The sequence below is a fragment of the Micromonospora sp. CNZ286 genome, assembly GCF_014207755.1.
Genome location: NZ_JACHIZ010000001.1, coordinates 5939438 through 5952021 on the forward strand (window position 1 = coordinate 5939438; position 12584 = coordinate 5952021).

Genomic DNA, 12584 nt, shown 5'->3' on the forward strand with positions numbered 1-12584 from the left:
GGTGCCCGCCGGCCCCCGCTGCCGATGATCGCACCGCGGCGGCCGGCGGGACCGTCACTTGGTCGGCTGGGCCTTCGAGGTGACGGTGATGGTGCCGGCGGCGATGTCCGCCTTGATCTTGTCGACCTCGGCCTTCAGGTCCGCGGGGACCTTGCTCTCGAAGTCGTGGTACGGGGCGATCGAGACGCCGGTGTTGGCCAGCGTGCCGACGAAGCCCGGGGTGGACTGGAGCTTCTCGCCACCGGCGGCCTTCACCACGGCCTCCTTGACGGCCTCGGGGATGTTCTTGACGACGGTGGTCAGGATCACCCCGCAGTCCGGGGTACTCTCGCAGCCGTCGATGTCCACCCAGACGACCGAGTACTTGCCGCCCGCGGCCTTGGCCGCGGAGGTGGTGCCGAGACCGGCGCCACCGGCGACCGGCATCACGACGTCGGCGCCCTGGGCGACCAGCGCGTCGGAGACCTTCTTGCCCTCGTCCTGCTTCTCGAACGAGTTCGCGAAGGAGCCCTTCTGGGCGGCCTTGTCCCAGCCCAGAACCTGGACGTTCTTGCTCTTGGCCTTGTTGTAGTACGCCACGCCGTCGGCGAAGCCGTCCATGAAGATGGTGACCGGCGGGATCGGCAGGCCACCGTAGGTGCCGACCTTGCCGGACTTGCTCATCCCGGCGGCCAGGTAACCGGCCTGGAACGCGGCCTGCGCGGTGTCGAACTGCATCGGGTAGACGTTCGACACACCCGGGTTGGCGTCGACGATGCCGAACTGCTGGTTCGGGTTCTTCTCAGCCGCCGCCTTGGTGGCGTCCGACATCAGGCCACCGACGGCCAGGATGAAGTCGCACTTCTGGTTGACGAACCCGGTCAGGTTGACCTCGTAGTCCGCCTCGGCCTTCGACTGGACGTTCTTGATCTCGATCTTGTCGTTCTCCTTCTGCGCCTCCTGGAGGCCCTTCCAGGCCGAGGCGTTGAAGGACTTGTCGTCGATGCCGCCGACGTCGGTCACCATGCAGGCGCTGAACTTCTTGCCACCGTCGCCGCCGGCGTTCTTGTCGTCGTCCGGAGCCTCACCACACGCGGCAGCGCCCAGCACGAGTCCACCCGCCACGATGGCGGAGGCGATCCGCATCCCACGCACAGAGCGCAAGACGTCTCCTTCCCCTTGCACACCGCGTCGTGCGCGGTGCACAGCCCTTCGCCGGCCTGCGGTGTGCCGCCGGCGTCCCACGTTACGGACGGGAGCGTACGCCCGCGCCCACCCACCGGCCGACAATCGTGCACGACTGTTGAGCGTCTGTTACCCCGGTGTAACCCTTGGGTGGGGCACGTCACTTCTCATGCCGGTAGGCGCGCGCGGTGGTGTCGCGAACGTCCGTTTTCCCGAGCTTCCCCGACTCCTGGCGAACTAACGCCAGAACACCGCGACGGCAGCGTTGACCAGCGTCAACCCGACGATCGCGAGGAAGTGGCCACGGTTGACGGTCTCCCGCTTACGGGAGAAGAAGACCATGACGAAGATGAGCAGCGCGAGCACCAACTTGGTAACAAGTTTCGCCGGGGCCGGCTCGTCCCCGTCCCGCAGCGGAGCGGACAGCCCGATGCCGGTGAGGATCTGGATGATCGCGCCCCAGAGCATGGCGGCGTTGATCCGCAGCCGGCCGGTGACGTACTGGGCGATCGCGCCACCGAGCAGCAGCGCGAAGCCGATCAGATGGACGTAGAGAAGAATCAGTCGAAGAGCTTCCACGCGGCCCATCCTCCCTCATCAACGACGCTTCGTAGTAGTCACCCCGCCGACCTGCCGTCATACCGTGACCCGCCCTCCCGCCCCCTCCCGCCCCCTCCCCCGCGATCTTGCAGTTACCGCCCCGGCATCCGGGACGAATGCCGCGCGCCACGGGCCGGAACCGCAAGATCGCGGGGGGGGGCGGGAGAGTGGGTGGGTGGGGCGAGGGCTAGCTGTAATGCCCATGAGGGTTGTTGACGGCGTGGCGGCTTGAGACGAGGCGAGACCTCCGGCGAGGTGTGAGGTGCTGACGCCCACACGGAACCGGAGGTCTCCATGGCCCACCGTAATGCCCGGCTGACCATCCACGGCCGGCGGCTGCTCATCACGCGTGTCGTTGACCAGGGTCGGCCGGTGGCCCACGTCGTGAAGGAACTGGGCTGTTCTCGGGCCACCGGCTACAAGTGGCTGCAGCGGTGGCGGGCCGAGGGCGACGCTGGTCTGCGGGATCGATCCAGCCGGGCTCACCACCAGCCACACAAGACGCCCGCCCAGTTGGAGGCGCGGGTCTGCCAACTGCGCCAGGAACGCAAACTCGGGGCTCGCCGGCTCGGACCGTTGCTCGGGATGCCGGCCTCGACGGTGCACGCCGTTCTGACGCGGCACGGTCTACACCGCCTGGCCTGGCTCGACCGGCCCACCGGTCAGCTCATCCGCCGCTACGAGCGCGACCGGCCCGGCGAGCTGATCCACGTCGACGTCAAGAAACTCGGCCGGGTTCGCGACGGCGGCGGCTGGCGCATCTTGGGCCGCGACAGCCTGGAACACCGCCGTGCCCGCACCGCCGGCCGTGTCGGCTTCGACTACGTGCACTGCGCCATCGACGACCACACCCGTCTCGCCTACGCCGAGATCCACCCCGACGAGAAGACCGACACCTGTGCCGGCTTCCTCCGCCGCGCCGCCGAGCACTTCGCCACCCACGGAATCACCCGCGTCGAACGCGTCATGACCGACAACGCATTGGCCTACCGCCGCGGCCGAGCCTGGCACCAGACCCTGACCGACCTCGGTGCCACCGCCCGCTTCACCCGCCGCTACCGACCACAGACCAACGGCAAAGCCGAACGCTTCAACCGCACCCTGTGCGACGAATGGGCCTACGCCCAACCCTTCACCAACAACCAGCAACGCGCTGACGCTCTACCCGCCTGGCTGCACACCTACAACCACCACCGCAACCACACCTCGCTCGGCGGCAAACCACCCATCAGCCGCGTCAACAACGCTGCTGGGCATTACAGCTAGCGCAGGCGCCAGACCTGGAACGTGGGGCCGTCCGCGGGGAGGGTCACCGTGTTGTCGGCGTCGGGGTGGAGGGCGGGGGCGTCGCCGTAGACGTTGTCTCCGGCTCCCACGCCGGTCAGGCGGACCGGGGTGCCGGGGGCGCGGCGGGCCAGCACCAGCACCGTCGACGAGGGCGCCTCGCGCAGGAAGACCAGGGTGTCCGCGTCCGCGTGCACCCACCGCAGGCCGCCGTGCCGCAGCGCCGGCTCGTCGCGGCGCAGCGTCAGCAACGACCGGTACGCGTCGAACGTGCGCCGGTCCCAGCTCTGGCGCCGGTGCCACGGCATCGGGGTACGCGAGCCCTCCCCGTTCGTGCCGGTCAGGCCCAGCTCGTCCCCGGCGAAGACCACAGGCGTGCCGGGCATGGTGGCGAGCAGTCCGGCCGCGACCTCCTGCCGGGCCGCGTCGCCGACCACGGTGCGGATCCGGGCCGAGTCGTGCGAGCCGAGCAGCTGCCACGAGTGCGTGTACGACCGCCAGGACACCAGCGACCGGTAGGTGTTCATGGTGGCGAGCACCGCGCCCGCGTCGCGCCGCCGTACCCCGCCCGGGGTGCCGAGGAAGTTCGGCACCGGCTCGTCGCCGTGGCGCAGCCAGGACCAGACCGGGTCGGTGAAGCCGACGTAGTTCATCGTCCCGTGCCAGCCGTCGCGGTCCAGGTCACCTGTGTGGTCGTGGCCGTGCTCGGCGAGCAGCAGCCCGTCCGGCCGGGTCTCGGCGACCACCTCGCGCAGCAGCCGCGCCACCTCGTGGGTGTACGCGTCCGCGCCGCGCCGCCCGGTCATGTTCGCCACGTCGACCCGCCAGCCGTCCAGCCCGTACGGCGGGCGCAGCCAGCGGCGCAGCAGCGAGTCCTCGGCGGTGGCGAACCGGCGGCGCAGTTCGGCGCTGCCCCAGTTCAGCTTCGGCAGCGACTTCACCCCGTTCCACGACTCGTAGTCCGAGCCGGGCAGGTCGAAGTAGTACAGCTCGCGTTCCGGAGCGTTCACGTCGGAGACGGCGGCGGTGAACCAGTCGTGGGCGTCGCCGGTGTGGTTGCTGGTGATGTCGCCGAGCAGCCGCCAGCCCCGGGCGTGCACCGCGTCGGCGAGCCGGGCCAGCGCCGCGTCGCCGCCGAGCAGCGGGTCGACGGTGTCGAAGCTCGACGCGTCGTACCTGTGGTTGGACCGCGCCGGGAAGACCGGCGTGAGGTAGACGGTGTTGACGCCGAGCCGGTCCAGGTGGTCCAGGTGCTCGGTGACGCCGTCGAGGTCGCCGCCGTAGAACTGGCGGGGCGTCTCCGGGCCGCGGCCGACGACCGGGGTGTCCCAGTCGCATGGAATCGCCCAGTCCGGCGTGGTCCGGCCGTCGGCGGCGGCCGAGCGGGCGAACCGGTCCGGGAAGATCTGGTAGATCACCGCGTCCCGCGCCCAGGCCGGCGGCGGGGCGTAGCTGACCAGCTTGAAGTCGCCGTTGTCCGGCACGTCGTGTCCGGCCAGGCCGGCGGCGTTGAGCCAGCGGGTGCCGCGTTCGCCGTCGAGCAGGAAGCGGTAGTTGCTGACCGGGTTGCGGACCTCGACGTCGGCCCGCCACCACACGTCGCCGTTCTCGGTGCGGTCGATCCGCGCCTCGGCGAAGCGCGGCTCGCCGTCACCGGTGGTGCGCACGTGTACCTGGGAGACGCCGGTTCCGGCCGGCACCCGGACGAAGACCGGCACGGTCTGCCCGAGCGCGGGCTCCTGCTCCGGGACGTAGGTTGCGGAGCCGTCGTGGTGCGGCTGAAGGGACATGGTGCTGCCTTTCGCGTCGTACCGACAGGGAGAGGGGGCGGGCACCCGCCGCGGTCGGTTCACCCGACCGCGGCGGTCCGCCCGAGAACCGCTCCGGTGTACGCCGACACGACGCCCTTGCCGCAGCGTGAGCCGAGGAGGCTCAGCCCTTGACCGCTCCGGAGGTGAGTCCGGAGACGATGTAGCGCTGGAGCAGTTGGAACACCAGCACCGTCGGGATCGCGGTGAGCAGCGTGCCCGCCGCGAACATCCCGAAGTTGTTGTTGCGCTCGCCCGCGACCAGGCCGAACATGCCGACCGCGAGGGTCTTCGACTCGGGTTCGGTGAGGAACACGTTGGCGATGATGAACTCGTTGATCGACCCGATGAACGCGAGCAGGCCGGTCACCGCCAGGATCGGCGCCACCAGCGGCAGCATGATCCGGAAGAAGACCTGCACGTGCGACGCGCCGTCCATGGTCGCCGACTCGTCCAGCTCCTTCGGCAGCGTGTCGAAGAAGCCCTTCATCAGCCAGGTGTTCGCGCCGAGCGCCCCACCCATGTAGAGCAGGAACAGGCCCCACGGGGTGTTGAACCCGATCACCGGGTAGAGGTCGGTGAGCGTGGTGAAGATCAGGAAGATCGCCACGATCGCCAGGAACTGCGGGAACATCTGGATCAGCAGCAGCGCGAGCAGGCCGACCCGGCGCCCGGCGAAGCGCATCCGGGAGAACGCGTACGCCGCGAGCGACGACAGGAAGATCGACGCGAAGCTGGCCACGCCCGCGAGCAGCAGCGAGTTGAGGAACCAGTGGCCGAACGCGGTCTTGTCGAACAGGTTCGTGAAGTTCTCCAGCGACGCCCCGGTCGGCAGCAGCTCGGTGGAGGAGAGCGTGCCGAGCGGGTTGAACGCCGCCGAGATCACGAACAGGATCGGGAAGAGGCTGAACGCCACCGCCAGCACTCCGACCAGGTGCCGCCAGCCCACCTGCGCGAACCAGCGGCCGCGCGAGCGGCGGGCCGGCCGGCGGGTGGTCGTGGGCGTCTCCGCGATGGTGGTCACGAGTACACCTCCTCCTGCTTGCGGGTCCGCCGGAAGCTGATCGCCGACACCGTCGCCACGATCGCGAAGATGAAGATCGAGACGGTGGCGGCCAGGCCGAACTCGGCGCCCTGTGCGCCGAACGCGAGCCGGTACGTGTAGGTGATCAGCAGGTCGGTGGCGCCGTTGGTCGGGTTGTCCGGCGCGAACGGGCCGCCCTCGGTGGTGAACAGGATCGCGTTGACGTTGTTGAAGTTGTACGCGAACGACGCGATCAGCAGCGGCGACAGCGCCACCAGCAGCAGCGGCAGGGTGACCGCCCGGAACGACTGCCAGGGCGACGCGCCGTCGACCGAGGTCGCCTCGGTCAGCTCCCGCGGAATGGCCTGCAAGGCGCCGGTGGCCACCAGGAACATGTACGGGTAGCCGAGCCAGAGCTGCACCAGCAGCACCGCGATCCGGGCCGACCAGTTGCCTCCGAACCAGTCGACGTCCAGCCCGAACAGGTTGTTGAGCAGGCCGAAGTCGGTGTTGAACATGTCCCGCCAGATCAGCAGCATGGCGAACGACGGCATGGCGTACGGCAGGATCAGCACCATCCGGTACAGGTTGGTGCCGCGCATCCGGGGTGAGTGCAGCGCGAGCGCGATGGCCATGCCGAGCAGGAACGTCAGCCCGGTGGAGCCGATCGCGAACGCGAAGTTCCAGGCGAGCGTGCCGAAGAACGGGCCGGAGATGTTCGGGTTGGTGAGCACGGTGCTGAAGTTCTTCAGCCCGACGTCGACCTTCCAGCCCTGGGCGAGGCGCTCGCCGTCGGCGGCGACGAAGGAGCCGGACTTCTCGTCGGCGGTCCACGTCCTGCCGGTCTCGCTGTCCTTGACGCAGTCGCATCCGGCGTCGTACGCCCGGATGGCCTTGCCCTCGTACGCCCGGGTCAGGCCGTTGGAGCGGATGGCGCCCTCGTCGGTGGGCACGATGAGCGCGGTGACGGCGTCGCTGCGGTTGCTGGCCTGCCCGATGTTCAGCAGGGTGTAGCCGTCCGCCGCGGTGATCTTGCCGCTGAGGCTGCTCACCTCGACGTCGGCGGCGTCGAGCTTGCGCAGCCCGTCCGCGTCGCCGGCGAAGACGTCCTTGGTCTTCGGGTCGCTGAGCAGGAAGGTCAGGGCGCCGGTCGCCGGGTCGCCCTTGGTGGCGATGGTGAGGTTGTACTCGGTCGAGCCGGGCACCTGCTTCACCGAGGCGGTCTGCACGGCGACGATCGCGTCGTCCTTGCTGCCGCGGTGGCCGTCGCCGAAGTTCGTGAACGCGGTGCTCGCGGTGTAGAGCACCGGGAAGACCTGGAACGCGATCAGGAAGAGCGTGCCGGGGACCAGGTACTTGGCCGGGATGTGCCGGCGGCTCAGGTAGAGGTAGAACAGGCCGGCGGTGGTGACCGCCAGGACGCCCAGCGCGAGCCAGTGCTCGGCCTCGATGAGCGGGAAGGCCGCCCAGATCGCGATCCCGGCCACCAGGCCGAGCAGGACCACCTTGACGACGAGGCCGGTCGCGGTGATCGGCGCGTGTTGCCGCGCGGTACGGGACGTGCGCGGGAGCCCACGGCGTACGGGCTCCCGGCCCGGGGCCTGCGGTGCAGACCCCGGGCCGGACAGCGGCGCGCTCATTACTTGATCTGACCCTGGATGGTCTTGCCGGCGGCCGTGATCGTCTTGGCCGGGTCGGCGCCACCGATGATGGCGGCCTCCGCCTTGCCGAACGGGTCCCAGATCGCGGCCATGGCCGGGATCGCCGGGAGCACCTGGCCGTTCTTGCCGGCCTCGGAGAACTTGGCCAGGTCCGGGTCCTCGCCCTTGACCTGGTCGAAGGCGGCGGTCAGCGCCGGCGGGCGCGGCTCGGCCTTGTACAGCGCGACGGCCAGCTCGGGCTTGGTCACGTAGTTGGTGACGAACTCCTGGGCCAGGGCCTTGTTCTTGCCCTTGGCGGCCACGTAGAACGCCTGGACGCCCACGAACGGCTGGGCCTCCTTGCCACCGGCGAAGCCGGGGACCGGGGAGATGTCGTACGCGATGTTGGCCTTCTTGGCGTCGGCCACGGCCCACGGGCCGGAGACCAGGAACGCGCACTTCTTGCCGGTGAAGGTGGCGATGGAGTTCTCGCCGGTGATGGAGCGCTTCAGCGCACCCTCGCCCTTCTCACCCAGCTTGGCGATCTTCTGGAAGGCAGCGATCGACTCCGGCTTGCCCACGCCCAGGTCCTTCGGGTCGTAGTCGCCGTTCGCCGCGGTGCCGAACAGGTAGCCGCCGCCCGAGGTGTAGAGCGGGTAGATGTGGTAGGCGTCGCCGTTCTGGCCGGACTGCAGGCACAGGATCTCGCTGGCCTTCTTCTCCGCCTTGAGCTTCTTGCCGGCGGCGACCAGGTCCTCGATCGTCTTCGGCGCCTCGGGGGCCAGCTCGGTGTTGCGGATCAGCGCGACGTTCTCGGTGGCGTAGGGCACGCCGTAGAGCTGGCCGTTGAACGTGACGGCCTTGATGGCGGTCTCGTTGAAGCCGGACTTCTGCTCGGCCGGGAGCTGCACCGGGTCGATGGCGCCGTTCTGGACCAGGTTGCCGATCCAGTCGTGCGCGCCGACCACGACGTCCGGGCCGCTGCCCTGCTGCGAGGCGGTGACGAAGTTGGTCTGCAGGTCCTTGGAGACGGCCTGGACCTCGACGGTCACGCCGTTCTCCTTGCCGAACTCCTCGGCGAACGGCTTGAGGGCGGCCGTGCGCTTGTCGTCGGCCCAGATGACCAGCTTGCCGCCGGTCGCCTTGGCGGACTCGCCGGCGGCCGGCTTGTCGTCGCTGCCGCTGTCACCACAGCCGGAGGCGGCGAGCGCCAGGCCGAGGACGGCGACCACACCCGCGGTACGGATGCGCATCGGTACTCCTGTCGTCATGGCGGCCCGCCGGGGGAAGGGCGGCCCGCCAGTGGAAACCTCTGAAAGTTCTTGCTGACCGGCGCCGGGGTGCTGCGCCGCTGCTCTCGCATGTTGCGGGGACGTTAGCAAGAGGTTGCAGAGAATGGAAGGGCTTGCAGAAGTGTACGCAAGACTTTGCCGTTGGGCTAAAGTGCCGCACATGCGCGCTCGACTGTCCGACATCGCCCAACAGGCTGAAGTCAGCGAGGCCACGGTGTCGCGGGTGCTCAACGACCGCCCCGGTGTGGCCCCCGAGACCCGGCAGGCCGTCCTCACCGCCCTCGATGTGCTCGGCTACGAACGACCGGCCCGGCTGCGCAAGCGCAGCGCCGGGCTGGTCGGCCTGGTCGTGCCGGAGCTGGACAACCCGATCTTCCCGGCGTTCGCCCAGATCATCGAGTCCGCGCTCGCCCCCACCGGCTACACGCCGGTGCTCTGCACGCAGACGCCTGGTGGCGTCCGCGAGGACGAGTACGTGGAGATGCTGCTCGACCGGCAGGTCTCCGGCATCGTCTTCGTCTCCGGCCTGCACGCCGACACCGCCGCGGACCACGACCGCTACCGCACGCTGCTGGCCCGGCCGCTGCCGATCGTCATGATCAACGGGTACGCCCCCGGCATCCCCGCGCCGTTCGTCTCCTGCGACGACCGCGAGTCGGCGGAACTCGCCGTCGCCCACCTGGTCGCGCTCGGGCACCGCCGGATCGGCCTGATCACCGGCCCGGACCGGTTCGTGCCGGTGCAGCGCAAGGTCGCCGGCTACAAGGCCGCGATGGGGCGCCTGACCGACATCAGCGAGGACGAGCTGGCCGAGCTGACGGAGCTGTCGCTGTTCGGCGTGGAGGGCGGCGAGGCGGCCGCGGGCCGGCTCATCGAGCGCGGCGCGACCGGGCTGGTCTGCGGCTCGGACCTGATGGCGCTCGGCGCGATCCGGGCCGCCCGCCAGCGCGGGCTGTCGGTGCCGGGCGACATCTCCGTGGTCGGGTACGACGACTCCCCGCTGATGGCGTTCACCGACCCGCCGCTGACCACCGTGCGCCAGCCGGTCGCCGCCATGGCCGTGGCCGCGGTGCGGGCCCTGGTCGACGAGATCAACGGCCACCCCTCCCCGAACTCGGAGTACCTGTTCCGGCCCGAGCTGGTGGTACGCGGCTCCACAGCGGTGGCCCGCCCCGCCGACCCTCCGAAGCGCCAGCGCTCCGCCACCCCCACCCCGTCCCTCCCCATCCCCGCCTGACCCCACCCGCCCTTGAGCGGGGGCGATCATGAGGTTGGCGGGGACAAATCGGGCGACGAAGGCCGTCACCTCATGATCGACGGGAGTCGGCGGGCGGTGAGGGTGGGTTGGTGTCCCGGGATTCGGGAGAGGGTGCCGGAGTAGCGGCGGGTGATGGCCGTCATTTCTTGCGCAAGGAATGCTTGACTCTTGCAGTGCGATGGCGGCATTCTGCTCAGACACCCTGCGCCGCACCAGAAGCCGCCACAGAACGGGATCGACACCGATGACCTCCGTCCCCAGCACCACCCCACGCACCGCCGACGACGACTGGTGGCGGTCCGCGGTCGTCTACCAGGTGTACGTCCGCAGCTTCGCTGATGCGAACGCCGATGGTGTGGGTGACCTCCAGGGCATCCGGCAGCGCCTGCCGTACCTGCGCGACCTCGGCGTGGACGCGCTCTGGCTGACGCCGTTCTACACCTCGCCGCAGGTCGACGCCGGCTACGACGTGGCCGACTACCGCGACGTCGACCCGCTGTTCGGCAACCTGACCGACTTCGACGAGATGATCACCGACGCGCACGCGCTCGGCCTGCGGATCATCGTGGACATGGTGCCGAACCACACCTCCAGCGCGCACCCGTGGTTCGCCGCCGCGCTGGCCGCCGGACCGGGTTCGCCGGAGCGTGAGCGCTACCTGTTCGCCGACGGCAAGGGCGAGCAGGGCGAGCTGCCGCCGAACGACTGGGAGAGCATCTTCGGCGGTCCGGCGTGGACGCGCGTGGTCGACGGCCAGTGGTACCTGCACCTGTTCGACCCGGCCCAGCCCGACCTGAACTGGCGCCACCCGGAGGTGCGGGCCGAGTTCGAGGACGTGCTGCGCTTCTGGCTGGACCGTGGCGTGGACGGCTTCCGGATCGACGTGGCGCACGGGATGATCAAGGCCGAGGGCCTGCCGGACGTGGGCTTCAACTCGATGACCACCGGCCAGCGCCAGTCCGAGCTGCTGGGCAAGGGCCGGCTGCCGTACTTCGACCAGGACGAGGTGCACGACATCTACCGCGCCTGGCGGCCGATCCTGGACAGCTACCCGGGCGGCCGGATGGCGGTCGCCGAGGCGTGGGCCGAGACGCCGCAGCGGCTGGCCCGCTACATCGGCCCGGACGAGCTGCACCAGGCGTTCAGCTTCGACTTCCTCGACGCCACCTGGTCGGCCGACTCGTTCCGCAAGGTGATCGACACGGCGCTGGCCGAGTCCACGATCGTGGGCGCGCCGACCACCTGGGTGCTCTCCAACCACGACCGGCAGCGGCACGTCACCCGGTACGGCGACGGCGAGGTCGGTCTGCGCCGTGCCCGTGCCGCCGCGCTGCTGATGTTCGCGCTGCCCGGCTGCGCGTACGTCTACCAGGGCGAGGAACTGGGCCTGCCGGAGGTGCTCGACCTTCCCGACGAGCTGCGTCAGGACCCGGCGTTCCGGCGCACCGGGGAGAGCCGGGACGGCTGCCGCGTGCCGATCCCGTGGGGCGGCGAGCTGCCCCCGTACGGCTTCGGGCCGGACGGCAGCGAGCTGAGCTGGCTGCCGGCGCCGGCGACCTGGCGGTCGCTGTCGGTGGCCGCCCAGACCGGGGTGCCCGGCTCGACGCTGGAGCTGTACCGGACCGCGCTGCGCACCCGGCACGAGCACCCGGCGCTGGCCGGCCTGGACGCCATCACCTGGCTGGAGACCGAGCCCGGCGTCCTGGCGTTCCGCCGCACCGCCGGGGACTCCGAGGTGACCTGCGTGGTGAACATCAGCGGCGCCGAGGTGACTGTGAGCGGCTACGGCCGCCCGCTCGTCGCCAGCGCCGAACTCACCGAGCGGGGCGACGGACACGTCCTGCCGGTGGACGCGGCTGCGTGGTTCGAACGGCGCTGAGCCGGGTAACCCGCCAACGACCTGGCCGTCCGTTGTGCCCCGCGCCGACGGGCGGCTGGGCTGCCGACCCCTTGTGGTGGGGGGTGAGGTGGCCCCGGCCCCTCGGGAGTCCGCTCCCGGGGGGCCGGCGTCCATCGGGGAGCGCGCGCGTCCTCAGCCGCCCTTGGCGGTGAGCAGCGCGGCGATCCGGGCGAACCCGGCCCGGATCTCCTCCCGGTCGGGCGCCTCCGCCGGCTCGGGCTCCGGCTCGCGTTCGGCGGCCCGTTCCAGTTCCTCGTCGATGACGTCCTCGAAGTCGCCGTAGAGGTCCGCCTGGTCGATCTCGGCCGCCTCGTCCTCGGCGGCGATCTGCGCGGCCGCGATCTCGCCGCGGATCTCCTCCGGTGTGAGCGCCGGCAGCAGCGGCTCCACCACCGCCATCAACTGCTCGTCGGCCACCACCGCCTCGGCCAGCGCCAGCGCGTGCGGTCGCTCGTACGGGCCGCAGACCACCGGCTCCCAGTCGTCCTCGGCACCGAGCGGGCCGAACGTGATGATCCACGGCAGACTCCGGATCGGGGAGTCGTCCGGCAGGTCCAGTGTCACGAGTGCGCCCACCGGCCCATCATGGTCGCCGCACATCGGCCCGGGGAACG

General features: G+C 70.4%; 10 protein-coding genes. 3 read left to right on the plus strand and 7 right to left on the minus strand.

Annotated features, from left to right (window positions below; all coding sequences use genetic code 11):
* Positions 1 to 54: 54 nt before the first annotated feature.
* Together FHX31_RS26315 and FHX31_RS26320 are read right to left on the minus strand one after the other, a co-directional pair.
* Positions 55 to 1125 carry a BMP family lipoprotein gene (locus FHX31_RS26315; protein WP_030270517.1) on the minus strand — a complete coding sequence of 357 codons (1071 nt, stop codon included), beginning with the start codon at positions 1123 to 1125 and terminating at the stop codon, positions 55 to 57.
* 276 nt (positions 1126 to 1401) lie between these two features.
* Positions 1402 to 1743 (minus strand): hypothetical protein, encoded by a 342-nt coding sequence (locus FHX31_RS26320; protein WP_013283976.1) that lies wholly within the window; start codon positions 1741 to 1743, stop codon positions 1402 to 1404.
* A gap of 315 nt (positions 1744 to 2058) precedes the next feature.
* Between FHX31_RS26320 and FHX31_RS26325 the strand changes: the two genes are divergently transcribed.
* Complete coding sequence (locus FHX31_RS26325) at positions 2059 to 3030, plus strand: IS481 family transposase (RefSeq protein WP_184975786.1); 972 nt, start codon at positions 2059 to 2061, stop codon at positions 3028 to 3030.
* Here the strand turns inward: FHX31_RS26325 and FHX31_RS26330 are convergent.
* From FHX31_RS26330 to FHX31_RS26345, 4 genes are all read right to left on the minus strand, one after another.
* Positions 3027 to 4838, minus strand: coding sequence for a glycoside hydrolase family 13 protein (locus FHX31_RS26330; RefSeq protein WP_184977370.1), 1812 nt, complete (start codon positions 4836 to 4838; stop codon positions 3027 to 3029). The genes FHX31_RS26325 and FHX31_RS26330 overlap by 4 nt on opposite strands.
* A 142-nt stretch (positions 4839 to 4980) precedes the next feature.
* Positions 4981 to 5880: a sugar ABC transporter permease gene (locus FHX31_RS26335; RefSeq protein WP_013283974.1), complete on the minus strand. Its 900-nt coding sequence runs from the start codon at positions 5878 to 5880 to the stop codon at positions 4981 to 4983.
* A complete protein-coding gene (locus tag FHX31_RS26340; protein ID WP_013283973.1) occupies positions 5877 to 7520 on the minus strand; it encodes an ABC transporter permease subunit in 1644 nt (547 codons plus the stop codon). Before FHX31_RS26340 ends, FHX31_RS26335 begins: the two co-directional genes overlap by 4 nt.
* Entirely contained in the window at positions 7520 to 8773 is a 1254-nt protein-coding gene (locus tag FHX31_RS26345) for a sugar ABC transporter substrate-binding protein (protein WP_047894583.1), read from the minus strand. The genes FHX31_RS26340 and FHX31_RS26345 overlap by 1 nt, the downstream gene beginning before the upstream one ends.
* 199 nt (positions 8774 to 8972) lie before the next feature.
* On the opposite strand from FHX31_RS26345, the gene FHX31_RS26350 reads away from it, so the two are divergent.
* Both FHX31_RS26350 and FHX31_RS26355 read left to right on the plus strand, forming a co-directional pair.
* Complete coding sequence (locus tag FHX31_RS26350; RefSeq protein WP_013473959.1) at positions 8973 to 10049, plus strand: LacI family DNA-binding transcriptional regulator; 1077 nt, start codon at positions 8973 to 8975, stop codon at positions 10047 to 10049.
* Between the two features lie 265 nt (positions 10050 to 10314).
* Positions 10315 to 11949, plus strand: coding sequence for a glycoside hydrolase family 13 protein (locus FHX31_RS26355; protein WP_184977371.1), 1635 nt, complete (start codon positions 10315 to 10317; stop codon positions 11947 to 11949).
* Positions 11950 to 12102: 153 nt separating this feature from the next.
* Here the strand turns inward: FHX31_RS26355 and FHX31_RS26360 are convergent, their stop codons facing one another.
* A complete protein-coding gene (locus FHX31_RS26360; protein ID WP_184977372.1) occupies positions 12103 to 12546 on the minus strand; it encodes a hypothetical protein in 444 nt (147 codons plus the stop codon).
* Positions 12547 to 12584: the final 38 nt, after the last annotated feature.